A 25,426-nucleotide genomic window follows, 5' to 3' on the forward strand; every position below is an offset into this window, starting at 1 on the left:
CGTGCCCGCATTCGCGCCATGACTCGTTGATGGATGGTGGGCACGGCGCGAGTGCGCCTTTGCCCACCGTACAATTCTGCCTTTATGCCGCCCGCACCTTGCCGAGGAACTCGTCGACCGCGCTGCGCAGCATGCCGGACTGGGCGTCGAGCTCGCGGGCGCTCGCCAGCACTTCGGACGCCGCCTTGCCGGTTGCGGCGGCGGCGGTTGTGACGCCGCCGATATGGGCCGAGATCTCGTTCGATCCGGCCGCCACCGACTGAATGTTGCGGGCGATTTCACGCGTAGCGCCGCCCTGCTGCTCCACCGCGGTCGAGATCGAGACCGTGATCTCGCTCATCTGCGCGATGGTCTCCGAGATGCCGCCGATCGAGGCCACCGCTTCGCTGGTGGACGCCTGCATCGCCGCAACCTGGGAGGAGATTTCTTCCGTCGCCTTCGCGGTCTGGTTCGCCAGCGCCTTCACTTCCGATGCGACCACCGCAAAGCCGCGGCCGGAATCGCCGGCGCGCGCCGCTTCGATGGTGGCATTCAGCGCGAGCAGGTTGGTTTGCGCCGCGATCGAGTGGATCAGCTTGACCACCTCGCCGATCTTCTCGGCGCCGGTCGAGAGCGCGCCGACGGTAGCGTTGGTGCGCTGGGCATCGTTGACCGCCTTGGTGGCGATCTCGCTGGAGCGCGCCACCTGACGCGAAATTTCCGTGACCGAGCTGGAGAGCTCTTCCGCAGCGGATGCAACCGTGCCGACATTGTCGGATGAACGTTGCGAGGCGGCGTCGACGGTCGCGGCCCGCGCACTGGCGTCACTGGCGGTCGCCGTCATCGACTGCGCGGTAGACTGCATGCCTGCCGCGGCCGTCGAAACCGAGCGGACGATGCCGGTGACGCTGCGCTCGAAATCGCTGGCGATATTCGCCATTGCCGCGCGACGCTCGGCTTCGGCGCGCGCCTGCACCTCGGCTTCCTTCTGTTCGAGCCCGCGGATGCGCACCGCGTTGTCCTTGAAGATCTGCACGGTCGCGGCCATCGCGCCGATCTCGTCGCCGCGGCCGATGCCGGGAATTTCGCCGTCGAGCCGACCCTCGGCGAGATCCTGCATGCGGGCACCGAGCTGGGCCAGCGGCTTCGAAATGCTGCGGCCGATCATCCAGGCGATGCTGCCCGCCACCAGCGCGATGCCGAGAATGGCAAGCCCGAGTACGAGCGCGATCGGCTTCATCTTGCTGTCGAGGTCGTCGAGATAGGCGCCGGTGCCGACGAACATGTTCCAGCCGGGGATCGGAACCACGTAGGAGAATTTGCGGATCAGCGCTTCCTCTCCGGGTTTGCGGAATTCGTAGCGCAGCATGAATTCGCCCTTCGCCGCGACGCCGTCGCGCAGTTCGCGCACCAGCTTGCGGCCACCGGTGTCGATATCCATGCGGTTCTGGCCGATCTGGCTGGGAACCGGTGCCAGCACGGCGACGCCATCCATCGTGTAGGCGAACACGTAGCCATTGCCATTGTCGAAGGTCAGCGTATTGCCACGCCTGCTGAACTCGGCGATCGCCGCCTCCTTGGTCATCTGGCCCGCGGCAACCTGCTTCTGCAGGCCAAGCGCCATGTTGCGCGCCATGTCGACGATCGCTTTTGTCTGCTCGACCCGCGCATTGAGCATCTCACGCTGCATCAGATAGCCTGCGAGCACGCCCGCGGCGGAGAGACCGAGCAGGGTCACGCCCACGAGAATACCGAGCTTGGGGGTGATCTTGAGATTGGTCAGCTTCACGGGGATCTCCGGAAATAGGCGCACGGCACGCGATTGGTCGATTGATTTGGCGCACACTATCGTGAGACCCTTTAGCGCTTTGTTACGAAGGTCAGCGGAAATCCGGCGGTAGGCGGAGTTTCCAATGCAAGAGCAACCGACGATTGTAGCCTGAGCGGGTCAAGTCGCGTAAAAGGTGAAGTTGCGTCAGTTGCGTCAATGAAGAACGTGGCGGCGCCCGCCGCCTCAAACCAACACCGAAGAATAAAATCGGGAGAGCAGGAAATGCCGAAATTCAGGGTGGTCACGCCGAAGGGCGCAAGCTTCACGGTCGCCGGCGGCGGCTACGACTATGAGAAGGAAGCGCTCGATCCGATCGGGGCCGAAATCATCGAGGCGCCGGCCAACGAGGCCGAATTCATCGCCGCCGCCAAGACTGCGGATGCGATCTACGCCAAGGGCATGCCGATCACGAAAACGATCATCGATAGTTTGCAAAACTGCAAGGTGATCACGCTCGGCAGCGTCGGCGTCGATTCCGTCGACGTCAAGGCCGCCACCGCACGCGGCATTCCCGTCACCAACATTCCCGACACCTTCATCGAGGAAGTCGCCGACCACGCCATGATGCTGCTGCTGGCAGGGTTCCGACGGCTGGTCGAGCAGGACAAGATGGTGCGCACCGGCCGCTGGTCCGAGGGCCGTCCTGCGCTTCTGAAGATTCCGCGGCTGATGGGCCAGACGCTCGGCTTCATCTCGTTCGGCCGGGTGGCCCGCGCCGTCGCCAAGCGCGCTGCGCCCTTTGGCTTGCGCATGATGGCATATGACCCCTTCATTCAGGAAACGCTGATGTACGACCACGGTGTGATCCCCTCGACCCTGTCGGAGGTGCTGTCGCAGTCGGATTTCGTCTCGATGCATGCGCCGGCACGCCCCGAGGTGCACCACATGCTCAGCGAGAAGCATTTCCGCCAGATGAAAAATTCTGCGATCTTCATCAATACCGGCCGCGGCGCCACCGTGGACGAGGAAGCGCTGATCAAGGCGCTGCAGGAGGGCTGGATCGCCCACGCCGCCCTCGACGTGCTGGAAAAGGAGCCGCCGTCGCACGACAACCCGATGCTTTCGATGGAAAACGTCACCCTGACCGCCCATGTAGCGTCGGCCTCGGCACGTTTTGACGAGGCGCGCAAGCGCCGCGTGGGCTACGAATTGTCACTGGTCCTGCAGGGGATGTGGCCGGTAAGCTGCGTCAATCCGTCGGTGCTGCAAACGACCTCGCTCCGTCGCTGGCAACCCGTCAGCATGGATCGCGGTCCAAACAGCTAAAGACGGCGAAAAACGTTCCGGACGACGTTCATCGGCGATTCAACGCTGGGAACCAGAATAGGGAGAGACTCCATGAAGAGCGACATCACCCGTCGTGAAGCATTGGCTTTGGGCGTTTCCGCCGCTGCGCTCGCCGCGACCGGTGCATCCGCGCAGACCGCATCCACCATCAAGGCCGCCGATGTTCCGGCGCCCAAGTTGGCAATCGAAAAAGGCGCATCCTTGCGCATGCTGCGCCCGGTGCGCTTCGTGCAGGCCGACGAGGACGTGTTCCGCGCCAACGCGGACAAGTTCAGCAAGGCGACCGGTGTCGAGGTCAAGGTCAACTTCGTCGGCTGGGAAGACATCAACCAGCAGACCGCGGTGACCTCGAATTCCGGCGCCGGCCCCGACATTATCATCGGCTTCTCAGACGCGCCGCACATCTACATCGACAAGCTGGTCGAGCTGACCGATGTCGCCGACTATCTCGGCAAGCGCTATGGCGGCTGGCAGCCGCTGGCGCAGAAATACGGCAAGCGCAACAAGAGCGATGCCTGGATCGGATTGCCGTTCGGCGCCACCGCCGGCCCGCTGATCTACCGCAAATCGGTGCTGCAATCGGTCGGCTACGACAAGATCCCGGAAGATCATGCCGGAATCCTCGAGTTGTGCCGCAAGCTGCAGAAGGCCGGCAAGCCGGCCGGCTTCGCGCTCGGCAACGCCAAGGGCGACGGCAACGGCTTTGCCAACTGGGTGCTGTGGTCGCACAACGCTTCCCTGCTCGACGAAGAAGGCAACATCGTCATCAACAGCAAGGAGACCATTGCGGCGCTGAACTGGGTCAAGGAGCTGTATCCGACCTTCATCGCCGGAACGCCGTCGTGGAACGACGTCAGCAACAACCGTGCCTACTCCTCGCAGGAAATCTCGCTGACCGCCAACGGCGTCTCGCTGTATTTCTCGCTGAAGAACGATCCGGCGACCAAGGCGATTGCCGATGACAGCGAGCATCAATTGCTGCCGAAGGGCCTCGCCAAGGTTTCACCGATGGCCGGACTGACGCTGAACGCGATGCTGTTCAAGCACAGCCAGTATCCCAACGCCGCCAAAGCATTCCTGCAATTCATGATGGAAAAGGACCAGTACGAGCCATGGCTCAACGCCAACTCCGGCTATTGGTCGCAGCCGCTTGCCGCCTATGCCGAGGCCAAGGTCTGGTCCGGAGATCCCAAGGTCAAGATCTTCAAGGACACCATGAACAGCACCTATTACGACGGCTACAAGGGCCCGATCTCGACGGCCACGGGCGCCGTCAGCGCCGATTACGTGCTGATCCAGATGTGCGCGGCGGTGGCAACCGGCGCATCGACGCCGGAGGCCGCGGCCGCGGAAGCCGAGCAGCGCGCGAAGCGGTATTTCCGGCGGCAGGGGCGGTAGGGCCGAACAGCGCGGCCGTCATTGCGAGGAGCGTAGCGACGAAGCAATCCATTCTTTCTTTTCATGGAGACATGGATTGCTTCGCTTCGCTCGCAATGACGGTCCCACGTAGCTCGCATCGGGATAATGTTGATGTCTGTGACGACTCTCCCCTCGCGCGGCATCGCGGTCCGGCAACCCGGCTGGATCGCGCGCCTGCTCGACTACAAGCCGTTCCTGATCGTGATGTGCCTTGCGCCGGCGATCGGGCTGTTGACGGTGTTCCTCACCTACCCGCTCGGCCTCGGCGTCTGGCTTGCCTTCACCGACACCACGATCGGCCAGCGCGGCATCTACATCGGACTTGAGAATTTCCAGTACCTGCTCAAGGATCCGCTGTGGTGGAACGCGGTGTTCTACAGCATCTTCTACACCGGCGTCGCCACCATCGGAAAATTCGCGCTCGGCTTCTGGCTGGCGCTCCTGCTCAACAATCACTTCCCGCTCAAGAGCCTCTTGCGCGCCATCGTGCTGCTGCCGTGGATCGTGCCGACGGTGCTCTCCGCACTCGCGTTCTGGTGGATCTACGATCCGCAATTCTCGATCATTTCCTATTTGCTGGTCGACGTGCTGGGTGTGCGCTCGACCAACATCGACTTCCTCGGTACGCCCTGGCCGGCGCGGTTCTCGCTGATCGCCGCCAACATCTGGCGCGGCATTCCCTTCGTCGCGATCTCGCTGCTGGCGGGCCTGCAGACCATCTCACCCTCGCTCTATGAAGCCGCGATGCTGGACGGCGCCAGTGCCTGGCAGCGCTTCCGCTACATCACCTTCCCGATGATGATGCCGATTCTGGCCATCGTGATGACGTTCTCGATCATCTTCACCTTCACCGATTTCCAGCTCGTCTACGCCATCACCCGCGGCGGTCCCGTTAACTCCACGCATCTGCTCGCCACCCTCGCCTTCCAGCGCGGCATCGCCGGCGGCGAGCTTGGCGAGGGCGCGGCAATCGCGGTGTCGATGATCCCGTTCCTCGTGTTCGCGACGTTGTTCAGCTACTTCGGCCTCGCGCGCCGCAAATGGCAGCAGGGAGAAGCCAATGACTGACGTAGCCGCCTCACCCGGCAACACCAACGTCGCCAGCGCCACGCCCGACACCATGGCGTGGGATTCCCGCGCGCGGCGGGTGATGATGATCTATTTGCCGCTGGCCTGTTTCGTGCTGATCCTGCTCTTCCCGTTCTACTGGATGGCCATCACCTCGTTCAAACCGAACGCGGAGCTTCTGAATTACAAGGAGCACAACCCGTTCTGGATCTCCTCGCCGACGCTGGCACATATCAAGCACCTGCTGTTCAACACGGCGTATCCGACCTGGCTGAAGACCACGATGTTCGTGGCGATCGGCTCGACCTTCCTGTCGCTGTTCGCGAGCACGCTCGCGGCCTACGCGATCGAGCGCCTGCGGTTCCGCGGTAGTCCTTACGTGGGCCTTGGCATCTACCTCGCCTATCTGGTGCCGCCCTCGATCCTGTTCATTCCGCTGGCGACCGTGATCGTGCAGTTCGGCCTGTTCGATAGCCCGATGGCGCTGATCCTGGTGTATCCGACCTTCCTGGTACCGTTCTGCACCTGGCTCCTGATCGGCTATTTCAAGTCGATCCCCTACGAGCTCGAGGAATGCGCCCTCGTCGACGGTGCGACGCGTCTGCAGATATTGCGGCGGATCACGCTGCCGCTTGCGGTGCCCGGCCTGATCTCGGCCGGCATCTTCTCCTTCACGCTGTCGTGGAACGAGTTCATCTACGCGCTCGCCTTCATCCAGAGCGGCGCCAACAAGACGGTGCCGGTCGCGATCCTGACCGAGCTTGTCACCGGCGACGTCTACCAATGGGGCGCGCTGATGGCAGGCTCGCTGCTCGGGTCGCTGCCGGTCGCGCTGTTCTATTCGCTGTTCGTGGATTACTACGTCTCGTCGCTGACGGGCGCGGTGAAGGAGTGATGCACCGCCGCGTGCGTTCAAGTCCCAAATTAATTGGGCTTGAACTCCACCGGGACGTTAATGGGCATCGACCCGTACGCGATTTCGGGCGGAAAGGCAGGGAATGGCTGGGCCTGGCGAACCAATGCCATGGCCAGCGCATCGAACGCAGGAACTCCCGAAGAGCCACCGACGCGGCTCGATAGTACCTGACCGCCGCGGCCCAGCGTGAAGGACAGCCTGACGACGCCGCGCTGACCGTTGCCGCCGGACGGATATTTGTGGAAGCGCAACAAATGTGCGCGGACCCGCTGAGTGTAGCTCGCCATCGCTGAGGCGGAGGCACCCGCGCTAATCGCTGATGCGGCAGGCGCCTGCCGCTCGGCGCGTGGCGGCGCACTGGTTCGCGGCGCCGGTGGCGCGTCCGAAGGCTTCTTGGCATCCGGCCGGACGACTTTCGGCTTTACCGGCACCGGCTTCGGGTCCGGAACGACCTGCGCCGGATCCGGCTTTTGTGGCGTGGGCTGCAGCTTCTGCTCCGGCGGCGCAATGACCTCCGGCTTCTCCTGCGGCGGGGTCGGCGCGATCTGCTCCGGCACAGCCTCCGCGGCCACAGGCTCGGGCGGCGATGCGTCAGCCTGCTGCATCTCAGGTCCCGGCATCATGTCCACTGGTGCCGTCTCTGGCGACGACGTGATGGGTGCCAGATCGACCATGATGGCAGGCATCGCCACTCCGGGCGCCGGTCGCTCGGTGTGCCAGTTCATTGTCAATGCGACCAGCGCAGCATGCGCGGCAACGATCGCCGCCGCCGAAACTCCCCAGCGCCGGGCGACGGCCTCATCGGAGACATCATGCAGGGCGAACGCGTTCATGACAGTCAAGTGCGGCCGTCGAGGCCGACCAATGCGATCTTGAGATAGCCGGCATTACGCAGAAGGTTCATCACCTCCATCAGATCGCCATAGCTGACGGTCTTGTCGGCGCGCAGAAAGATACGCTCGTCCTTCTTGCCCTGCGTAGCGCTATCGAGCCTGGAGGTCAGCGCTTCGCGCGCGATCACGTCCTCGCCGACCGCGACTGACAGGTCCGGCTTGACGGTGACGAACACCGGCTGATCCGGGCGCGGCGACGGCTCGACCGCGCTGGCCGGGAGATCGACGCCGAGATCGACGGTGGCGAGCGGGGCGGCGACCATGAAGATGATCAGGAGCACCAGCATCACATCGATGAACGGCGTGACGTTGATCTCGTGATTCTCGACGAGATCATCGCCGCCGCGCGCCCGGCCGCCAACCACGCTACCCAGTTTGGCACCCATCGTTCACACTCCCTCGCTCACTCGGCAGCGCGCGCGAGAGGAAACGAGCGGCGGTCGCCCTCGCGGCTGATCAGGAGCAGCACCATCGCCGAGGCATCGCCGAGCAGCGCACGATGGGCCGTGATCGTGCGGGTGAGATGATTATAGATCACGACGGCCGGGATCGCGGCGACGAGGCCGAGCGCGGTCGCGAGCAACGCTTCCGCGATGCCGGGCGCGACCACGGCAAGGTTGGTGGTCTTGGCTTCGGAAATGCCGATGAACGAATTCATGATGCCCCAGACCGTGCCGAACAGGCCGACGAAAGGCGCGGTGGCGCCGATGGTGGCGAGCACGCCGGTGCCGCGCGCGATCTGCCTGGACATCGCCGCCTCGACCCGCTCCAGCCGCAGCGCCACCCGTTCCTTGAGGCCGTCGTCGAAATGGCCGCCGGAAAGGCTGGCCTCGCGCGCGGCTGACAGGATGATCTGCGCCACGGCATCATTGCCACCGCGGCTTTCCTGCTCGGCCTTGGCGAGCACGGTATCGCTTTCCAGCATGCTCAGCCGCCGCCTGGCGGTCGCCGTCTTGCGGCGGATCTCGATGGTTTTCGCCAGCCAGACCGTCCACGTCACCAGCGAGGCGAAGGCAAGCCCGACCATGACCGCCTGCACCACGATGTCCGCATTCACGAACATGTTCCAGGGCGACAGGTTGCGCGGCAGCAACGCAACGTCGGTAGCGGCGAGCGCCGTGCCCGGCAAAGCGGCCACGCCGGCCACACCACACAAACGGATCATAATTTCCAGCACTGCTCGCTGCATGATCGCCTCCCGGGTTGACGATGTGGGAATCGGCTACGCCGCGCGGGCGGGCGCAATCCTTTCTACAAGCGCGTGAAAGCGCTGCAACTGGTCGCCGCGCAGCGCCCGCGCTTCGTCTCGGCCGACGAACACCTTGAACATGATGCCGCCGTCCACATTGATGAACGCGACAAAGGCCGACGACTTGCCCATGAAGGGCCGCTCGACAAAGGCAACAGCCGCGCAACGCTCGTGCCGCAGATGTCCGTGCAATCCCTTGGGCTGCATCAGGTTGAAATAGCCGCGGCCGACCTCTCCTGCCGGGATCGAGCCAGTGAACTCGAAAATCGCGTCGTCGGTGTGGACGATCAGCGTCACCTCACCCCATTGCGCGACATCGTTCATCGCAGCGCCAAACTCACTGCCGCTGCCGATGCGCACCATCGTTTCCGGCATCGCCTCCAGGACGGCGCGCGGAGTGACCTTCCGCTCCCGCGCCACATCCTCGATCACCGCGCCCGGATTCTCCGCCATATACGCCTTGAGGTCGGCAAGCTCCGTGCTCAACATCGCACCCTCCCCTTACGCGGCGGCGCTGGACTTGCGCTCGCTCAGGATCACCTCGAACCCTTCGAACTTGGGATGGCCGAGATAGAGGCTCTCGCCGGTCTTGTTGTCGGCGCGGGCGTGCGCCCGGCGGAACTCGTCCGACTTGGTCCAGGCTTCGAACGCGGCCTTGTCGACCCAGACCGTGTGCGACGAGTACAGTGTGTGATCCTCGGCGACGGGGCCCTTGAGCAGATGAAACTCGACGAAGCCGGCCATGCTGCTGAGATAGGACTCGCGCGTGCGCCAGACAGTCTCGAAGGCGGCTTCGGAGCCGATCTTCACCTGGAACCGGTTCATTGCGATAAACATTTTCAAAATCTCCTTGGCTTAGTTGCTGGGGTGCGCCTGGCGTACCGTTTGAGTTGGTTGGAAACATGGATGCACCGAAGCCGCGCTGGAACATCAGCGCGGCCCGGTGCAACTTTGTTGGCTTGTCAGCTCGTCGAACTACACTCCGCCAAAGTGGATCTTCAATCCGGCCTTGTAGACCCTGCCCGGTCCGGGGCTCGACCACAACACGTCGTTTTGGTTGGTGCCATCGGTTGAACTGCCGGGGATGGCGTAAGGCCGGTAGTACTGGTTCAACAGATTGTCGATCGAGGCCGTGAACATGACGTCCTTGGTCGCATGCCAGGTCAGGTACAAATTGACCAGTTCATATCCGGTAGAGGGTAGATAGCCGGCGGGCACATCGTTGTTGGCGCCGAACGAGGACCATTGTGCGGCCAGGATCAGCCTGCGGTCGAGCAACCGCACGCCGCCGGTCGTGGTGATCTTGCGCGGCGTGATGGTCGAAAGCCCGATATTGGTCGCGACGTTCTTGCCGCGGATCAGGTGGCCGGCGACGCCGAAATACCACAGGCCTGCGTCATACATCGTCTCGGCCTCGAAGCCTTCGATCCGGGCCTGTGCGATGTTCTGGTACTGGTAGAATCGCGGGAACGTGCCGAACGGCGGCACCGCCGTGAATCCGAACGGGACGAGATCGATATAGTTGCTGACGTCGTTCCGGAACAGGTTGAACTTGCCACGGAAGCTGTCGTTCGCGGCAAAGATGCCGTCATATTTCACGTTGAGGCCGAGTTCCTTGTTCTTGCCGACCTCCGGCCGCAGGGCCGCATTCGGCAGGAAGCAGAAAAGACCGACAGTGCCGTCCGGGCAGTTGAAGAACGCCGGGCCGCCGCCGGTAGCGTGCGCACCGGAGATCAGCGTCTCCGTGATCGAGGGCGCGCGGTAGCCTTCGGCGTAGCTGACATAGGGCGTAAGGCCCGCCACCGGCGTCACGCCGATGGTCATCTTTGGCGAGAAGCGGTCGCCGCCGCCGGTGGTCGCCACGAACGGCGAATGCAGGTCATAGCGATCGTAGCGGATCGCGCTGATGACCTCGAGCCAGGTTGAGTAGTTCTGCTTCAGCTGCGCAAATCCCCCGGAAACGGTGCGCAGACCGCTCGGCGTGGTGATGTTGGAATTACCGCGGCTATCGAAGGTTTTCACGTCATCCTGAAACGCGTCGACTCCGAGCGTGACCGCGTTGCGCCAGTCGCCGACATTGAACCGGGTGGTGTTGTTGACATCGATCCCGAGCGTGTCGAGCACGTAGCCGCGCTTGTCACCGACACAGCCGGAGATGTTGTTGCCGACGTTGCCGGGACCGCAAAAGGCCGCGCCACTTGCGCTGTTATGATGTGTCTTGACCTGGTCGTTGTCGGTGCGGTTGCCGTACAGCGACATGCTCCAGTCCCAGAGATTGTCGTCTGGCCTGCTGTATTTCCAGGTCAGTGTACCCATGTAGTTCTTCGCGTCCGACGCGTAGACCGACGAGCCCTGGAACAGCGCGCGTTGCGCCGCCGTCAGCACCGGTCCGCGATTGAACTGGCCGATGCTGTATTGGTAATCCTGAAATACGCCGCCGAGCTTGATCTCATGGCCTTCGGCAGGACGCACCGTGACCTTCATCAACCCGGCAGCGATCTCGTTGCCGGTATTGCCGATCTCGGTGCCGTTGCCGTCCTTGTAATTGCCCTGCGTGCGGTACACCGCGCCACCGAAGACATCGACATCGGGGGTAGCGCGCACGCCGCCGAAGATCGAGCCGAGGCCGCGAGCATTGTTGGTGCCGCCGGAGCCGGTCATGTCGACGCCCCAGCGCTCGCCCGGGCGCACGACGTCGTTGATGTCCTTGGTGCGGAACGAAACCACGCCGCCGATCGCGCCGGAGCCGTAGATGTTCGCGGTCGGACCGCGCACCACGTCGACACCGCCGACCAGTTCGGGATCGAGGAAGAACGAGCCGTTGGCGTTGTGTCCGGTACGCTGGTAGTTTTGCCGCGCGCCGTCGACGACGACCGCGACGCGGCCGAAATCCTGCAGGCCGCGGATGTTGATCACGGTCGAGGGATCGTCGCCGCGCTCCTGGAAGGACACGCCGGGCACGCTATAGAAGACGTCGGACAGCCGGTTCGGCTGCAGGCCCTGGATCTGCTCCATCGACACAGAACTCACCGGCGCCAGCGAATCGATCGCGCGCTCGTTGGTCTTGGTCGCGACTGCCGTAATCGTATCGAGCGATTGCACCGGCGCAACGCCAGCCTGCGCGTGCGCATTCATCGCCGCCGATTGAGTATCCTGCTGCGGCTTGGCTTGCTGGCGCTTGGCCTGCTTCTGCTTCTTTTGCTCGGCAGACCGCGTGACGGCCTCCGCTTCGAGCGCCTGCGTGAACGCTGCGCTTGACGACATCACTGCGAACGAAAATGCCGACGCGCCCAAAACCAAGGCGCGCGAATACCTAGCCCCGAAAGCCATACTGCCCCAACCTGTTATCTGTCTCTTGGGTCTGGCTGGCGGGCGCCGTGGTGATGAACGGCTGCTTGCTGGCTACCAATTGTCGCGACCGGGCACCCCCGCACGTGTCGCATTCATCTTCGTTACGCCGCGTTCCGGGAACGGTCAATAATGCCATCGGGCACTTTATATCGATTGTAAAGTGCAGTGGTTGGATTGCAGCCCTGCCCAACGGTACAAGCTTAGATCGATTGAATTTTTCGGGGCACCAAGACGCGAAATGTCTACAGCAGGGGGAAGCAAGCTCGGAGAGGCCCGAACACAATCGGCAAATTCCGCTGCCGCGACGAGATCTCTCGTTGTAAACGGCAACCGGATCGACAGCCGCGAACTGTTCGCCAGCGAGCGCGAGATCATCATCGCGCATGGCGAGGAGAATTATCGCCTGCGGCTGACATCGCAGAACAAACTGATCCTGACCAAGTGACCGACCAGGTAAACCCGCAATGACAATTTGTCGCACGCTCGCGTTGACGGCCGCTGCGGGCTGCTTCCTGCTCGGCAGCGTCGCGCTCGCTGCCGGCATCACGGTGCACGATGCCCGCGACCGCGACGTCACGATCGGCGACGTTGGGCGGATCGTCTCGATCGGCGGTGCCATCACCGAGATTCTCTATGCGCTCGGTTTCGAGGACCGTCTCGCTGGCGTCGATTCGACGAGCCTCTATCCGGCTGCGGCGCTGCGCGACAAGCCGAATGTCGGCTACATGCGCCAGCTTTCCGCCGAGGGCGTGCTGGGTCTCAATCCTTCGCTGGTGCTCGCCGTGCAGGGGTCCGGGCCGAAGGAAACCATGGATGTGCTCGACGCGGCCAAGGTGCCGCTGGTGCTGGTGCCCGAGACCTTCTCCGAACAGGGCCTGATCGAGAAGATCAAGCTGGTCGGCCACGCCATGGGCGCGGACAGCCGCGCCGCATGTCTGACCGCGGCTGTCTCCGGCGACCTGGCGCAACTGCGCGAGCTGCGCGCCAAGGTGACCAAACCCGTCCGCGTGATGTTCGTGATGTCGCTGTTGAACGGTCGCGCCATGGCCGCCGGAAAGAACACCGCGGCAAACGAGATCATCGCGCTAGCCGGCGGCGTCAACGCCATCGACGGCTATGAGGGCTACAAGCCCATCAACGACGAGGCGATCGTCGCGGCCAAACCGGACGTCGTTCTCTCGATCCAGCGTGGCAAGGACTCGCTGGACGCCGAAGCCGTCTACGTCCATCCCGCCTTCGCGCTGACGCCGGCTGCGGCCAACAAGGCCTTCATCTCGATGGAAGGCCTCTATCTGCTCGGCTTCGGGCCGCGCACGGCGGCAGCCGCGCGCGATCTCTCGGTCAAGCTCTATCCGGCGCTGGCGCCGCAGGCGGAGAAGTTTGCGCCGGCGGCGCTGACGGCCAACTGCCGGTCATGACGGCGTTGACCGGAGCCGGCTCGCGGCGTCGTGCCGGATATGCGTTTCGCCCGTCCGCTTCCCTCGCCATCGTCTGTCTGCTCGCAACACTTGCCGGCACGGCCGTGATCGCCCTCACCGTAGGAGCAGCCGGAATTCCGCTTGCACGGCTGCCCGCCGCCCTGGGCCTGTGGCCGGACGCCGTGCCGTCGCCGACGCTGGCGCGCGACCAGCTCGTCGTGTGGTCGATCCGGATTCCGCGGATCGCCGCGGCGGCTATGATCGGCGCGCTGCTCGCGGCCTCCGGTGCAATCATGCAGGGGCTGTTTCGAAACCCGCTCGCCGATCCCGCGCTGGTTGGCGTTTCCTCTGGAGGCGCGTTCGCAGCCGCGGCCGCTATCGTCATCACCGACAGCCGGTTCGGCGCGAGCCTGCACTTCATGCAGAACCAGTTGCTGCCGGTCGCGGCTTTCGTTGGCTCGCTGGCGACAACGATCATCCTCTACTCGATCGCGAGCCGCTCCGGACGTACCTCGATTGCGATCTTCCTGTTGGCCGGCCTTGCGATCGCCGCCATCGCCAATGCCGGCATCGGGCTTCTGGTCTTCATCGCCGACGACCGCCAGTTGCGCGACATCACCTTCTGGCTGTTGGGCTCGCTCAGCGGCGCGACCTGGCCGAAGCTCGCCGCGTTGGCGCCGGTGCTGGGAATAGCGCTGGCCGCCTGCTTCTCGATCGCGCGCGGGCTCGACGTGCTCGTGCTGGGCGAAGCCGAGGCGTTCCACAGCGGCGTCGACGTCGAACGGCTGAAGCGGATTTCAATCGTGCTGGTGTCGGCAATGACCGGCGTTGCCGTCTCCGTCTGCGGCGTCGTTGGCTTCGTCGGCATCGTGGTGCCGCATCTGCTACGGCTGGTGATTGGACCGGCGCACCGTCTGTTGTTGCCGGCCTCGATGCTGTTTGGCGCGGTGCTGATGACGGGCGCGGATACATTGGCCCGCACCATCGTGGCGCCCGCGGAAATGCCGATCGGGATTCTCACCGCCGCGATCGGCGCGCCGTTCTTCCTGGGCATGCTGCTGCGCCAGCGCGGGCTGGTCTCGCTGTGACCGCCCTTCTCGAAGCACAGTCCGTCTCGATGGTGGTCGGCGGCGCCACGCTGGTCGACGGCATCGATCTGCAGATCAAGGCGGGCGAGATGGTCGCCATCGTCGGCCCCAACGGCGCCGGTAAATCGACGCTGCTGCGGATGCTGTCCGGCGATCTTCGCCCGACACGGGGAGAGGTCAGGCTGAAGCAGCGCGACATCCGCCTCTATCCGCCGCGCCAACTCGCGTTTCACCGTGCGATGCTGTCGCAGCACGTCAACGTCACCTTCCCGTTCACGGTCGAGGAAATCGTCCATATGGGCGCGGGCGATGCCGGTCGCGCCACCGCCCAGCCGCTGGTCGACGCGGCGCTCGGCGAGGTCGGCCTTTCGCATTTCAGCCAGCGGCAATTGCCGACGCTCTCCGGCGGCGAGCAGCAGCGCGCGCATTTCGCCCGCGTGCTGGTGCAGCTCGCCTGCGGCGAGGCGCAGCATGGTCCCGGCCTTCTCTTGCTCGACGAGCCGACTTCCAGCCTCGACATGCGCCATCAGATCGATCTGGTGGAAACGGCGAAACAGCGCGCGCAGAACGGCACCGCCGTGATCGCCGTGCTGCATGATCTCAATCTCGCCATGCGCTTCGCCGACCGCATCGTGCTCTTGCACCGAGGCCGGCTCGCCGTCGACGGCGGGCGCAGCGAAGCGATCACGGCCGAGACCATCCGCCGGATTTTCGAGGTCGATGTGACGATCGACTACACCGAGCAGGGCGTGCCGTTCCTGCTGCCGCAGACCATGCGGCCGGCAGCATCGCCCTAGAAACCGGCTCTGACGGCATAAGGCCGCAGCCTTATCCAACGGCGTCACACGCCGTTCATGAAACTGTCAGCCGGCTGTAACAGCCGCTCCGCAAGACACGGCGCATCGTCATCACAAGGAGATCCGCCATGCGCGTGTCATTGCTCTGCTCCGTTGCGTCAGTCTTTCTGGTCAGTGCCGCCTTCGCGCAAGGCGAAGGCGAGTTTCCCGCCACACTGAAGGGCCACGCCGTGCTGCCGGCGCAGAGCTTCATCGACGCGCCCACTGACGCGCCCGATGATCTCAAGACCGCGGGCAAATACACCACCGGCAAGCGCACCGATGCCGTGGGCACCGTGATGGGCAAGTCCTATGAGCGGCCGACTGGCGTCTCGCTGCCGTTCAAGGGGCAACCGCTGCAGGGCCATTCCGGCATCAAGGTGATGTCGGACGGCTCGTTCTGGGTGCTCACCGACAACGGCATGGGCTCGCGCTACAACTCGGCCGACTCGATGTTGTACCTCAACCGCCACAAGATCCACTGGGCCAGCGGCAAGATCGAGCGGCAGGAAACCATCTTCCTGCACGATCCCGACAAGAAGGTGCCGTTCCGCATCGTGCATGAGGACACTGCAAAGCGCTATCTCACCGGCGCCGATTTCGACACCGAAGGCTTTCAGATCATTGGTGACACCTTCTGGATCGGCGACGAGTTCGGCCCCTATGTGCTGAAGGCCGACAAGACCGGCAAGGTCCTGGCCGTGTTCGAGACCACTGCCGACGGCAAGCCGGTGCGCTCGCCGGATCACTGGTCGGTGCAGTCGCCGGCGACGCCGGGCGCGAGCTACACCACCGTCAACCTGCGCCGCTCCAAGGGCTATGAAGGCTTTGCCGCCTCGAAGGACGGCAAATTCCTCTACGGCCTGCTCGAAGGCCCGCTCTGGGACGCCGAGAAAAAGGACGTTGAAAAGGTCGACGGCAAGGAAGCGTCGCGCATCCTCGAATTCGACGTCGCCGCCGAAAAATTCACCGGCCGCTATTGGACTTACGTGTTTGAGCAGAATGGCAACGCCATCGGCGACTTCAACATGATCGACGGATCAACCGGCCTGATCATCGAGCGCGACAATGGCGAAGGCACCGCCGACAAGGCCTGCCCGGCCGGCCAGCGCGGCGAGAACTGCTTTCCCGATCTCGCCAAGTTCAAGCGCGTCTACAAGGTCGAGCTTTCCGACGCCAATGCCGGCAAGCCCGTGCGCAAGATCGCCTATATCGACCTGATGAAGATCAGGGATCCCGAGAAGAAGGCGCGCAAGCCGCTCAACGACGGCGTGCTGACCTTCCCGTTCTTCACCATCGAGAACGTCGATCGCGTCGACGACACGCACATCATCGTCGGCAACGACAACAACCTGCCGTTCTCGTCGAGCCGCGATCCCAACAAGGCCGACGACAATGAATTCGTGCTGCTGGAAGTGGCTGAGTTTTTGAAGGCGAAGTGAGGGTCTCTCGCCGTCATTGCGAGGAGCAAAGCGACGAAGCCATCCATCTATCCCCGCGCGGGAATGTGGATTGCTTCGCTGCGCTCGCAATGACGGCTCCTTCCGTGACCGAACGACGCCGCCCTACCCCGCCGGCACCATCACGACGCCCTTGTCCTTGGGCCAGCGAATCCGCCACGCGAAGTTGATGTCCCTCACCTCGCCTGCCTTGGCCTCAAACGCCCACTCCAGCACGCCGCGCCGGTCGCGCGCATTGGTCGCGGACGGCGGCGTCGTGGAGGACAGCATCTCGACCTGGATCTCCTCGTTCTCGCTGACCGGCAGTTGGTCCTCGATCGCGATCCGGATCGGGAAATCATGACCGTTGCGCACCGTGGTCTTGAACGCCCGCTCGTCGGTCTTCGAGGTCGTCATGATCAGGCCGGCCGAACCCTCGTTGCGCTTGAGGACGTTGCGCTCGATCTTGATCTTGTCGTCGGCGCCGAAGCCGAGCCGCACGGTCTCGTCCTTGGCCGCGGCAGCCATCTGGCCGCGACCGACGAAGACGCCGTCGCGATAGATCGAAACCCGGCCGGGCAGCAATGGCGCATCCTCGTTCTGCTTGAAGCTCGCCTCGAGGAACGCCGTCGGGTCCAGCACCGGCGCCGCACGCACCGCCAGATCGGGCGCGATGGTCGCGCTGGAGACGCGCAGGCTTTTTGCGCCTTCGCTGGCGCCGAGGCTGACGCGCCCCGGAATCTTGAACACCACCTGGAAGCCGCTGACATCAGCCACGGCCTGTTGCTCGGCCGCCCTCTCCATCACGAGTTCATCGCTCTTCCCCGCGCCAAGGCGGAACTGCCTCATCCTCTCCATGGCTGGTGCCGCCGCAGAATCCGAGGCGGACGCTGCCGCCATCGGACGCGGTACTTGCGGGTATTGCACGACCAGCGACTTCAGGTCGGGCGCGCTGCCGCCGCGGGCAGTTCGCACGGTGGAAACGGCGAGCGCGACATTCGACCAGTCCTCGCCGGTGTTCTGCGTGATTTCGGCACGGCGCACCAGTTCGAGCGCCGGCTTGCGATCCCTGGCGCCGGAGTCGAGACGCGCGTCGTAAAGCGGGGTCCAGCGCGCGTTGCGGACCGCATAGGTCACCCGCAGCGTCGCCTTGGTGGCGGCCGCGGCCGCGAGTTCGATCCGCACCTCAAGCTTGTTCGGCGGCTTCTTCGCCTTGTCCTGTTCGAGCCGGGCGATCTCGCGGTCGAGTTCGCGCTGCTTGCGCTGGGCGTCGCGAATGGCGGCGTCGGCGCTGGCGATTTCGTCGCCGACCGCGGCAAAGGCCGTACGCCATTCGGAAATCGGTCGTGCCTCACCCTTCTCGCCGATACCGGCGGGCGAAACATCGGCAAAACGCTCAGCGAATTTGCGCCGTGCGTTCGCCGCATCGATCGCGCCTTGCAGATTGCCACGCTCGTCCTTCAGCGCCTCGATGCGCTTGTCAAGTTCGGGCAGGTTCACCGGCAGCGCCGCGCGCGGCGGCTTGGCGTCGATCGCGCCGATCGTGAGCTTTGCACCGGCCTCACCCTCGACCCGCAGTGACGTTGGATCCAGCGTCAGCGGAAAATCCTTCAGAACAGCGGAATTCTCGCCGGCCGGCAGGTCGACCGTGACCAGGCGCGTCACGCTGGCGCCGTCGGGATAGACGGTCACCGCGTCCACCACCGAACTGGCGGCCACGTCAGCCGCGCGGGCCCCGCCGGCGGCAAACGCCGCCAGCACGGCGATGCTCGCCGTGAAAAAACCGTTCGCTTTCAATCTCATGGATTCTCTCCTGAACCGGTCGCCCGATGGCGACGCGCAAACAACTGCCCATCACCCCCGGTCATGAGACGCAGGGAGCAGGAAACCGGTTCGATCGAGATTTGAGGCTTCCATGCAGCTTCGCCGCGGCAGGACCGCGGCGAACCAGAAACACCCTCTTCGGGGAGAGAAAAACTGACGCGTCTTTAGAACGCCAGCGCCTTGGCCTGCTTCACCTGCGGCAGCTTCTGCACCTTGGCCAGCACGTCGGCAGGCACCGGCCCGTCGATCTCGACCAGCGCGATGGCGTCGCCGCCCTGCTTGACGCGGCCGAGATGGAAGGTAGCGATGTTGATCTTGGCGTCGCCGAGCAAGCTGGCGAAACTGCCGATGAAGCCGGGCTTGTCCTCATTGGTGACATAGATCATCGACTTGCCGAACTCGGCATCGACGCGGATGCCCTTGATGTCGACCAGCCGCGGCTTGCCGTCGTGATAGACGGTGCCGGACACCGAGCGTTCCTGCCGTTCGGTGGTGACGGTCACCGTGATCAGGCTTTCATAGTCGCTCTGCGCCGCGCGTACGATCTCGTCCACCACCATGCCGCGCTCTTTCGCGACCACCGGCGCAGAGACCACATTGACCTCGCCCAGCATCGGCCGCAGCAGGCCCGACAGCACCGCCGAGGTGATCGCCTTGATCTTCATCTCGGCGACGTGGCCCTCATAGGTAATCTCTGTCTTCAGGATGCCGCTCTCGGTGAGCTGGCCGGCGAACGAGCCGAGCTTTTCGGCGAGTTCGATGAACGGCTTCAGTTTCGGCGCTTCCTCCGCCGTAATCGAGGGAAAATTCACCGCGTTCGAGATCGCGCCGGTCAAGAGATAATCCGACATCTGCTCGGCGACCTGCAGGGCCACGTTCTCCTGCGCTTCCGTGGTGGAGGCGCCGAGATGCGGCGTGCAGATCACGTTGGGATGGCCGAACAGCACGTTCTTGGTGGCGGGCTCCTCGACGAACACGTCGAAGGCCGCGCCCGCGACATGTTTGGAATTCAGCGCGTCGAGCAGCGCCTGCTCATCGACCAGGCCGCCGCGGGCGCAATTGATGATGCGCACGCCCTTCTTCATTTTCGCAATCGCCGCCGCGTCGATGATGTTTTTCGTCTTTTCGGTCAGCGGCGTATGCAGCGTGATGAAATCGGCGCGCTTGAGCAGTTCATCGAGCTCGACCTTCTCGACACCGATGTCCTTGGCGCGCTCCGGCGACAGGAACGGATCGAACGCGACCACCTTCATGCGCAGGCCGAGCGCGCGGTCGGCGGCGATCGTGCCGATATTGCCGCAGCCGATCACGCCCAGCGTCTTGCCGGTAATTTCGACGCCCATGAAGCGGTTCTTCTCCCACTTGCCGGCCTGGGTCGAGGCGTCGGCCTGCGGAATTTCACGCGCCAGCGCCAGCATCAGCGTGATGGCATGTTCGGCGGTCGTGATCGAATTGCCGAACGGCGTGTTCATCACGATGATGCCCTTGGCGGTGGCCGCGGGTATCTCGACATTGTCGACGCCGATGCCGGCGCGGCCGATCACCTTCAGCTTCGTTGCTTTCTCGATGATCTTCGCGGTCGCCTTGGTCGCCGAGCGGATCGCTAACCCGTCATAGTTGCCGATGATCTCGGCGAGCTTGTCCTTGTCCTTGCCGAGATTGGGCTGGAAGTCGACCTCGACGCCGCGATCCCTAAAGATCTGCACGGCGGCGGGGGAAAGCGCGTCGGAAATGAGAACTTTGGGTTTGGTCATTGGAATGTTTCCTTCATCCTCCCCTGCAGAGGGAGGGTCGGCGCGCAGCGCCGGGATGGGGTGAACTGCGAACTCTGCGTGCGTCGGGTGCGGAGAGATCACCCCACCCCAACGCCCCCTTCGGGTGCGTCGACCCACGAGCGAGCTTTGCTCGTCACGGCCCCCTCCAGGGGAGGGTGACGATCAAGCTGCCTTGGGCAGCGCGGCCTTGGTCTCGGCGAAGGCCCAGTCGATCCACTGCGTCAGCAGCGCGACGTCGGAGGCTTCAACGGTGGCGCCGCACCAGATCCGCAGGCCCGCCGGCGCGTCGCGGTAGTAAGCGAAGTCGTAGCCGGCAGCTTCCTTCTCGACCAGCGCGACGAGCTTCTTCGAAAAGTCCGCCTGCGCGTCCGCATTGAGCGAGGTGATCGCGGGATCGATGAACTTCAGGCACACCGATGTGTTGGAGCGGATCGCAGGATCCTGCGCCAGGAAATCGATCCACGGCGTCTTCGCCTTCCAGTCCGACAGCACCTTGGTGTTGGCATCGGCGCGTGCGATCAGGGCCTTGAGGCCGCCGATCGATTTCGCCCAGTTCAGCGCATCGAGATAATCCTCGACGCACAGCATCGACGGCGTGTTGATGGTCTCGCCTTCGAAGATGCCCTGGTTGAGCTTGCCGCCCTTGGTGAGGCGGAAAATCTTCGGCAGCGGCCAGGCCGGCTTGTAGGTCTCGAGCCGCTCCACCGCGCGCGGCGAGAGGATCAGCATGCCATGCGCGGCTTCGCCACCCAGCGCCTTCTGCCAGGAGAAGGTCACCACATCGAGTTTTGCAAAGTCGAGCGGCTGCGCGAAAGCGGCCGAGGTCGCGTCGCAGATCGTGAGGCCTTCGCGATCAGCGCTGATCCAGTCAGCGTTCGGCACACGCACGCCCGAGGTGGTGCCGTTCCAGGTGAAGACGACGTCGGAAGCCTGATCGACCTTGCTGAGGTCGGGAAGATCGCCATAGCCGGCATGCAGCTTGGTGACGTCCTTCAGCTTCAATTCCTTGACGATGTCGCTGACCCAGCCTTCGCCGAAGGATTCCCAGGCGATGGTGGTGACGGGGCGCGCGCCGAGCAGCGACCACAGCGCCATTTCGACCGCGCCGGTATCGGACGCCGGCACGATACCGATCTTGTAATCGGCCGGCACCTCAAGCACTTCGCGCGTCAGTTCGATCGCGAGCTTGAGCTTGTTCTTGCCGATCTTCGCGCGATGCGAGCGGCCGAGGGCTGCGTCCTTGAGATTTTGGGGGTTCCAGCCGGGGCGCTTGGCGCAGGGGCCGGAGGAAAAATGCGGCACGTTCGGCCGCGAAGCGGGCTTCGCTACGGTCATGATCTATCCTTCCAGATAGTAAGCCTCCCGTTGGGGGGAGGTGTCCCGCCGCGGTCATTAGGGGAATCGGGCCCGATGGTCAAGGAACTTCGGGCACCTCACGCGCGATTGATGCGAGTTCGTCCGCGCCGGGGGCCGGCTCGTGCTGCAAAAGTTCAGCGGCATCAGTGACCAGTTTGGCGGCCTCCCGCCTGCTTGAAACCTTCAAAATACTTCTCTCTCCGGCCTGTACGACGTACTCGCTTCCAATCCGTACAATCGAATATTTTTTCATCGGAAAATCCCCAAAGCTGCCCAAAGCCCCATGGGAGACGTCGGCGTAGCGGAGACGTTCCAATCCGTAAAATCACGGACGCACGCGTAGTTTATCGGTTGTTAACCGGATCGTAGAGCGAAGACTACCTCAGGCATTCGTCGTGAACGCACTTCAACTGCAGTTGGCTGACCTTTGCTCTGACGTGTTTTCTTTACGTGAACCGGATTCCGCTTCGCTCGAAAACGCTATGGAAATCAGAATCGCAAGGTCATGCCGACATGGCTGCGTGCGAAGCCCAATCGCTCGTAGAATCGCTGCGCATCGACGCGGGTGTGATGCGTCAATAGTTCGACCAGCTTGCATTCCCTCGCGCGCGCTTCCACCACCGCCCACTGCACCATCTGCTCGCCGATGCCGCGGCTGCGGCAGTGGCTGGCGACGCGGACGTCCTCGATCAGGCCGCGCGAGGCGCCCTGCGAACTCAGGCCCGGCAGAATGCATAGCTGCAGGCAGCCGACCACGGCGCCCTCGCCGTCCACGGCCACGACGAGGAGGATGTTCGGGTCGCGCTGCAGTTTCTCAAATGCCGTGAAATAGGATTGCGGCAGCGGGTTTTCGATCCGCTCGCGCGGTCCCCCGAGCGGATCGTCCGCCAGCATGGCGACAATGACGCCGACGTCCTCGCGGCGCGCAGCGCGGATGGTGATCTCTGAGATGGCAGACATGGTAATTTCCAGTGAAGTCAGCGCACCGGCGGCAGGTTGAGGAATTTTTCGGTCTCGCCGATCCAGCGGCGCACCGCGGCGTAGCCGTCAAGATGGAAACCGCCCTCATGCGCCACGCGCGTATAGGCCAGCAGCGATATGTCGGCGAGCGTGACGGCGTCGCCGACCAGAAACGGCGTGATGGCGAGTTGATGCTCCATCCGCGCCAGCGCCGCGTAGCCGCGCTTGACCTTTTCGGGATCGAGATCGGAGACCGGCTTCTTCAGATAGAACATCTGGAAGCGACACACCGCGACATAGGGCTCGTGGCTGTACTGTTCCCAGAACAGCCACTCGTCCATCTTCCCTTGCGCGAACGCATCCGAGGGGATCAGGCCGGAGCCGCGGGCGAGATAACGGATGATGGCGTTGGACTGCGCCAGCGTGCGGCCGTCGTCGAGTTCGACCGTCGGCACCTGCCCGGCGCCGTTGAGCTTGAGAAATTCCGCGGTCCGCGTCTCGCCCTTGAGCGTATCGACCGCGACCCAGGTGTAGGGCAGCGCGAGATGATCGCACACCCACTTCACCTTCAGGCAGTTTCCGGAATTGGTGTCGCCGTAGACCTTCATGCGCCGCCCCTGGTTACGGCGGCAGTGCAACAGGCGGCGGCAATTCTGTCAACGGCGCCGGAGCGGCGGCGCCGTGACGCAATCAGAACTTGTAGCCGAGGCCGGCGCGGACCGTGTTGATGGTGGTATCGACGGTCGAGGTGAACCGGAGATATTCCCACTCGGCGCGAAGGAAGAGACCCGCATACAGCATTACGTCAACGCCAACACCGCCGGCGAAGCCGGTGACGAAATGAGCGTTGGCGTTGTCAGTCAGGCTATCGCTTCCCGAGAGGTCGGGAAGCCCGCCCGTGCCGACATATCGATAGTAAGCGGAATAAGCGGCCCAACGATTGATATTCGCCCGCCCCATTGCAATGCCGGCAAATCCATAGGGCAGGAAGTTGTCGATCGCGTATCCGCCGCGCACCCGCAGCGAGCCGTAATCGGTGACCCTCATCGTGGCGGCCGAGGCGACGGCAGCGGTGGTCACGTAATCGGTCGGAAACTGAAACGAGCGGGCTTGCGAGCCCATGTTGGACCCAAAGAAATTGCCATGGGTGTAGTTCAGCTCGATGGCGACGACGGCTTCGGTCCACTGCCAGTTATAGCCGATGAACCCGCCATAGCCGCTGTTCTGCATATGGGCCTTGCCGAGCAACGGCCACTTCGAGATGTCGAACTCCGCTTCGATATCGAGATTATTCATGAGCTTGGCGAGCAGGTCCTGGCCGGAATTGGTGAAGTCCATGTCCGCCGCGCCGTGAGAAGCGTGGGCGCCGACATAGGCGCCGCTCCAGTTGACGGTGCTTCTGCTCAACCCCTCGGTAAAGCTGCCGCGAAGAAAAGGAAGATCCGGCATATCGGCCGCCTGCGCGCCGCTTACTGCCCCACACATCATAGCCATCAGCAACAATCGACGCATCGCAACGCTCCATTCCCAAACTCTGAACTTGGTGCTGATCATCGCCTGTTAACCTTAACCAATCGTTGTTGCGCCCTGCGATTGGCGCATTCTTGCCGAAAAGCGGTCGAAGATTTTTCACCCGCCGCTTCGCCATGCGCCAAAGAAAACGGCGCGGGAAATGTCCCGCGCCGTTCGACAATCGTTAACGAATGAAGGTCGCGATTAACCTTTGCGGATCAGCGGCGGCGGCGCGTAGACAGCCGGGCTGGTCAGATCCCAGCGCACGCCGAGCTTCAGATCGTGCGAAGTGATGTTCTTGAAGGTCATCGGGTTGATGGTGTTGACACCGCTGCCGTCGAAGGTCCGCAAGTCGCCGGTCAGGCCGTCGCCCATGTCGAGGTAGCGATAGGCGAGTTCGACGGTGAAGTTCGGCGTGACCTTGTAGGCGAGACCGGCATGGACCGCCCAGGCCAGATTCCACTTCGACACGTTGTCCGCGTAGGCGAGGCCCGGCAGCGCGCCGCCGCCGTTGTTGGCAATGCCCGCGTCGGTGAAGCCGTTGATCGCAACCCGCGCGCCGCCGACGCCGGCGCCGATGAACGGGGTGATGCACCACCAGGTGCCGAGATCGACATAGGCGTTGGCGAGAACGACCCATTCGTTCTTGGTGCCGTGGTAGGTGTCGATGCCGACGCCGCCCGGATAGGTGATGCGGTCGGTGCCATGAAACTGCGAATTGCCGCGGTACTCACCGGTAACGTCAGCGCGGAACCAGTTGTTGACCTTGTAACCGACGCCGAGGCCGAAGATGCCGGCACTGTTGAAATTGTTCGTCTGCACCGACGAGGTCAGGGTGACGTCGTTAGCGTTATTCAAACGATCGACGCGCTGGTTGCTGAAGCCGATGTCGCCGCGCAGATACCAGCCGCCGAAATCCTCGACCACCGGGGCCGCATATGGAGGAGGCGCGATGGGCATGTCGGCAGCGAACGCCGCCGAGGACAATAGAGTCGCCGCACCGGCGGCAATGAATGACTTAACGCTACGCATTGTCTTAGTCCTTTTGTCCGGTGAGGTTGACTGCGAAAATCCTCACTTCAAAAACTCACGGACGGACGATGGCATTAAATGCTTAAGCGGCGCTTAACCCTAATTTTTAAGGTTGACAATCTCTCACTATTTTTCGCAGCGCGATTTGCGACGCGGGTCACGATGCATTTACAACAGTGAAAAATGACGAGAT

General features: G+C 63.5%; 24 protein-coding genes. 9 read left to right on the top strand and 15 right to left on the bottom strand.

The features are described 5' to 3' along the window. Positions 1 to 82: 82 nt before the first annotated feature. On the bottom strand, positions 83 to 1,768 hold the full coding sequence (locus LMTR21_RS32140) for a methyl-accepting chemotaxis protein (RefSeq protein ID WP_065753586.1): 1,686 nt from the start codon (positions 1,766 to 1,768) through the stop codon (positions 83 to 85). Between the two features lie 264 nt (positions 1,769 to 2,032). Between LMTR21_RS32140 and LMTR21_RS32145 the strand changes: the two genes are divergently transcribed. The 4 genes from LMTR21_RS32145 (at position 2,033) to LMTR21_RS32160 (ending at position 6,479) form a co-directional block, all read left to right on the top strand. Beyond that, complete coding sequence (locus LMTR21_RS32145; protein WP_065753362.1) at positions 2,033 to 3,076, top strand: C-terminal binding protein; 1,044 nt, start codon at positions 2,033 to 2,035, stop codon at positions 3,074 to 3,076. 72 nt (positions 3,077 to 3,148) lie between these two features. After that, positions 3,149 to 4,495, top strand: coding sequence for an ABC transporter substrate-binding protein (locus tag LMTR21_RS32150; protein ID WP_065753363.1), 1,347 nt, complete (start codon positions 3,149 to 3,151; stop codon positions 4,493 to 4,495). Positions 4,496 to 4,627: 132 nt separating this feature from the next. Continuing rightward, on the top strand, positions 4,628 to 5,584 hold the full coding sequence (locus LMTR21_RS32155) for a carbohydrate ABC transporter permease (protein ID WP_065753587.1): 957 nt from the start codon (positions 4,628 to 4,630) through the stop codon (positions 5,582 to 5,584). A gap of 52 nt (positions 5,585 to 5,636) precedes the next feature. Then, positions 5,637 to 6,479, top strand: a complete 843-nt coding sequence (locus tag LMTR21_RS32160) for a carbohydrate ABC transporter permease (RefSeq protein WP_371419443.1) — start codon at positions 5,637 to 5,639, stop codon at positions 6,477 to 6,479. A gap of 29 nt (positions 6,480 to 6,508) precedes the next feature. Here LMTR21_RS32160 and LMTR21_RS32165 read toward each other — a convergent pair whose 3' ends face one another. From LMTR21_RS32165 to LMTR21_RS32190, 6 genes are all read right to left on the bottom strand, one after another. Then, positions 6,509 to 7,333: an energy transducer TonB family protein gene (locus LMTR21_RS32165; protein ID WP_065753364.1), complete on the bottom strand. Its 825-nt coding sequence runs from the start codon at positions 7,331 to 7,333 to the stop codon at positions 6,509 to 6,511. A 5-nt stretch (positions 7,334 to 7,338) separates the two neighbouring features. Continuing rightward, entirely contained in the window at positions 7,339 to 7,779 is a 441-nt protein-coding gene (exbD, locus tag LMTR21_RS32170; RefSeq protein ID WP_065753365.1) for a TonB system transport protein ExbD, read from the bottom strand. Positions 7,780 to 7,796: 17 nt separating this feature from the next. Next, positions 7,797 to 8,558, bottom strand: a complete 762-nt coding sequence (gene exbB / locus LMTR21_RS32175; RefSeq protein WP_065753366.1) for a tonB-system energizer ExbB — start codon at positions 8,556 to 8,558, stop codon at positions 7,797 to 7,799. A 57-nt stretch (positions 8,559 to 8,615) separates the two neighbouring features. Then, positions 8,616 to 9,131: a heme utilization cystosolic carrier protein HutX gene (hutX, locus tag LMTR21_RS32180; RefSeq protein WP_065753367.1), complete on the bottom strand. Its 516-nt coding sequence runs from the start codon at positions 9,129 to 9,131 to the stop codon at positions 8,616 to 8,618. Between the two features lie 12 nt (positions 9,132 to 9,143). Beyond that, positions 9,144 to 9,479 (bottom strand): heme-degrading protein HmuQ, encoded by a 336-nt coding sequence (gene hmuQ / locus LMTR21_RS32185; RefSeq protein ID WP_065753368.1) that lies wholly within the window; start codon positions 9,477 to 9,479, stop codon positions 9,144 to 9,146. 138 nt (positions 9,480 to 9,617) lie between these two features. Then, a complete protein-coding gene (locus LMTR21_RS32190) occupies positions 9,618 to 11,906 on the bottom strand; it encodes a TonB-dependent hemoglobin/transferrin/lactoferrin family receptor (protein WP_430642488.1) in 2,289 nt (762 codons plus the stop codon). Between the two features lie 325 nt (positions 11,907 to 12,231). Between LMTR21_RS32190 and LMTR21_RS32195 the strand changes: the two genes are divergently transcribed. From LMTR21_RS32195 to LMTR21_RS32215, 5 genes are all read left to right on the top strand, one after another. Then, positions 12,232 to 12,438: a hemin uptake protein HemP gene (locus tag LMTR21_RS32195; protein ID WP_065753370.1), complete on the top strand. Its 207-nt coding sequence runs from the start codon at positions 12,232 to 12,234 to the stop codon at positions 12,436 to 12,438. A 19-nt stretch (positions 12,439 to 12,457) separates the two neighbouring features. Further along, entirely contained in the window at positions 12,458 to 13,411 is a 954-nt protein-coding gene (locus tag LMTR21_RS32200) for a heme/hemin ABC transporter substrate-binding protein (RefSeq protein WP_065753371.1), read from the top strand. Next, positions 13,408 to 14,499: a FecCD family ABC transporter permease gene (locus LMTR21_RS32205; RefSeq protein WP_065753372.1), complete on the top strand. Its 1,092-nt coding sequence runs from the start codon at positions 13,408 to 13,410 to the stop codon at positions 14,497 to 14,499. The genes LMTR21_RS32200 and LMTR21_RS32205 overlap by 4 nt, the downstream gene beginning before the upstream one ends. Beyond that, on the top strand, positions 14,496 to 15,296 hold the full coding sequence (locus LMTR21_RS32210) for a heme ABC transporter ATP-binding protein (protein WP_065753373.1): 801 nt from the start codon (positions 14,496 to 14,498) through the stop codon (positions 15,294 to 15,296). Before LMTR21_RS32205 ends, LMTR21_RS32210 begins: the two co-directional genes overlap by 4 nt. A gap of 128 nt (positions 15,297 to 15,424) precedes the next feature. Continuing rightward, entirely contained in the window at positions 15,425 to 16,777 is a 1,353-nt protein-coding gene (locus LMTR21_RS32215; protein ID WP_065753374.1) for an esterase-like activity of phytase family protein, read from the top strand. Between the two features lie 123 nt (positions 16,778 to 16,900). Here the strand turns inward: LMTR21_RS32215 and LMTR21_RS32220 are convergent, their stop codons facing one another. From LMTR21_RS32220 to LMTR21_RS32255, 8 genes are all read right to left on the bottom strand, one after another. Next, on the bottom strand, positions 16,901 to 18,577 hold the full coding sequence (locus LMTR21_RS32220) for a mucoidy inhibitor MuiA family protein (RefSeq protein WP_065753375.1): 1,677 nt from the start codon (positions 18,575 to 18,577) through the stop codon (positions 16,901 to 16,903). A gap of 185 nt (positions 18,578 to 18,762) precedes the next feature. Continuing rightward, entirely contained in the window at positions 18,763 to 20,352 is a 1,590-nt protein-coding gene (serA, locus tag LMTR21_RS32225; protein WP_065753376.1) for a phosphoglycerate dehydrogenase, read from the bottom strand. Positions 20,353 to 20,535: 183 nt separating this feature from the next. After that, positions 20,536 to 21,708, bottom strand: coding sequence for a phosphoserine transaminase (locus LMTR21_RS32230; RefSeq protein ID WP_065753377.1), 1,173 nt, complete (start codon positions 21,706 to 21,708; stop codon positions 20,536 to 20,538). Between the two features lie 79 nt (positions 21,709 to 21,787). Further along, on the bottom strand, positions 21,788 to 21,982 hold the full coding sequence (locus tag LMTR21_RS32235; RefSeq protein ID WP_065753378.1) for a hypothetical protein: 195 nt from the start codon (positions 21,980 to 21,982) through the stop codon (positions 21,788 to 21,790). 236 nt (positions 21,983 to 22,218) lie between these two features. Next, entirely contained in the window at positions 22,219 to 22,689 is a 471-nt protein-coding gene (locus LMTR21_RS32240) for a GNAT family N-acetyltransferase (protein ID WP_065753379.1), read from the bottom strand. Positions 22,690 to 22,706: 17 nt separating this feature from the next. Then, positions 22,707 to 23,297 (bottom strand): glutathione S-transferase family protein, encoded by a 591-nt coding sequence (locus tag LMTR21_RS32245; protein ID WP_065753380.1) that lies wholly within the window; start codon positions 23,295 to 23,297, stop codon positions 22,707 to 22,709. An 82-nt stretch (positions 23,298 to 23,379) separates the two neighbouring features. Further along, entirely contained in the window at positions 23,380 to 24,201 is an 822-nt protein-coding gene (locus LMTR21_RS32250) for an outer membrane protein (RefSeq protein WP_065753588.1), read from the bottom strand. 204 nt (positions 24,202 to 24,405) lie between these two features. After that, entirely contained in the window at positions 24,406 to 25,233 is an 828-nt protein-coding gene (locus tag LMTR21_RS32255; RefSeq protein WP_065753381.1) for an outer membrane protein, read from the bottom strand. Between the last annotated feature and the right edge of the window lie 193 nt (positions 25,234 to 25,426).

The sequence above is a fragment of the Bradyrhizobium paxllaeri genome, assembly GCF_001693515.2.
Lineage (GTDB): Bacteria > Pseudomonadota > Alphaproteobacteria > Rhizobiales > Xanthobacteraceae > Bradyrhizobium > Bradyrhizobium paxllaeri.

What these genes read in the sequence shown, in the direction of transcription:
- LMTR21_RS32145 (WP_065753362.1), top strand. Translation starts at nt 2,033, where the DNA reads ATGCCGAAATTCAGGGTGGTCACGCCGAAGGGCGCAAGCTTCACGGTC.
- LMTR21_RS32150 (WP_065753363.1), top strand. Translation starts at nt 3,149, where the DNA reads ATGAAGAGCGACATCACCCGTCGTGAAGCATTGGCTTTGGGCGTTTCC.
- LMTR21_RS32155 (WP_065753587.1), top strand. Translation starts at nt 4,628, where the DNA reads ATGTCTGTGACGACTCTCCCCTCGCGCGGCATCGCGGTCCGGCAACCC.
- LMTR21_RS32160 (WP_371419443.1), top strand. Translation starts at nt 5,637, where the DNA reads ATGGCGTGGGATTCCCGCGCGCGGCGGGTGATGATGATCTATTTGCCG.
- LMTR21_RS32165 (WP_065753364.1), bottom strand. Translation starts at nt 7,333, where the DNA reads ATGAACGCGTTCGCCCTGCATGATGTCTCCGATGAGGCCGTCGCCCGG.
- exbD (WP_065753365.1), bottom strand. Translation starts at nt 7,779, where the DNA reads ATGGGTGCCAAACTGGGTAGCGTGGTTGGCGGCCGGGCGCGCGGCGGC.
- exbB (WP_065753366.1), bottom strand. Translation starts at nt 8,558, where the DNA reads ATGATCCGTTTGTGTGGTGTGGCCGGCGTGGCCGCTTTGCCGGGCACG.
- hutX (WP_065753367.1), bottom strand. Translation starts at nt 9,131, where the DNA reads ATGTTGAGCACGGAGCTTGCCGACCTCAAGGCGTATATGGCGGAGAAT.
- hmuQ (WP_065753368.1), bottom strand. Translation starts at nt 9,479, where the DNA reads ATGTTTATCGCAATGAACCGGTTCCAGGTGAAGATCGGCTCCGAAGCC.
- LMTR21_RS32190 (WP_430642488.1), bottom strand. Translation starts at nt 11,906, where the DNA reads ATGTCGTCAAGCGCAGCGTTCACGCAGGCGCTCGAAGCGGAGGCCGTC.
- LMTR21_RS32195 (WP_065753370.1), top strand. Translation starts at nt 12,232, where the DNA reads ATGTCTACAGCAGGGGGAAGCAAGCTCGGAGAGGCCCGAACACAATCG.
- LMTR21_RS32200 (WP_065753371.1), top strand. Translation starts at nt 12,458, where the DNA reads ATGACAATTTGTCGCACGCTCGCGTTGACGGCCGCTGCGGGCTGCTTC.
- LMTR21_RS32205 (WP_065753372.1), top strand. Translation starts at nt 13,408, where the DNA reads ATGACGGCGTTGACCGGAGCCGGCTCGCGGCGTCGTGCCGGATATGCG.
- LMTR21_RS32215 (WP_065753374.1), top strand. Translation starts at nt 15,425, where the DNA reads ATGCGCGTGTCATTGCTCTGCTCCGTTGCGTCAGTCTTTCTGGTCAGT.
- LMTR21_RS32220 (WP_065753375.1), bottom strand. Translation starts at nt 18,577, where the DNA reads ATGAGATTGAAAGCGAACGGTTTTTTCACGGCGAGCATCGCCGTGCTG.
- serA (WP_065753376.1), bottom strand. Translation starts at nt 20,352, where the DNA reads ATGACCAAACCCAAAGTTCTCATTTCCGACGCGCTTTCCCCCGCCGCC.
- LMTR21_RS32230 (WP_065753377.1), bottom strand. Translation starts at nt 21,708, where the DNA reads ATGACCGTAGCGAAGCCCGCTTCGCGGCCGAACGTGCCGCATTTTTCC.
- LMTR21_RS32235 (WP_065753378.1), bottom strand. Translation starts at nt 21,982, where the DNA reads ATGAAAAAATATTCGATTGTACGGATTGGAAGCGAGTACGTCGTACAG.
- LMTR21_RS32240 (WP_065753379.1), bottom strand. Translation starts at nt 22,689, where the DNA reads ATGTCTGCCATCTCAGAGATCACCATCCGCGCTGCGCGCCGCGAGGAC.
- LMTR21_RS32245 (WP_065753380.1), bottom strand. Translation starts at nt 23,297, where the DNA reads ATGAAGGTCTACGGCGACACCAATTCCGGAAACTGCCTGAAGGTGAAG.
- LMTR21_RS32250 (WP_065753588.1), bottom strand. Translation starts at nt 24,201, where the DNA reads ATGCGTCGATTGTTGCTGATGGCTATGATGTGTGGGGCAGTAAGCGGC.
- LMTR21_RS32255 (WP_065753381.1), bottom strand. Translation starts at nt 25,233, where the DNA reads ATGCGTAGCGTTAAGTCATTCATTGCCGCCGGTGCGGCGACTCTATTG.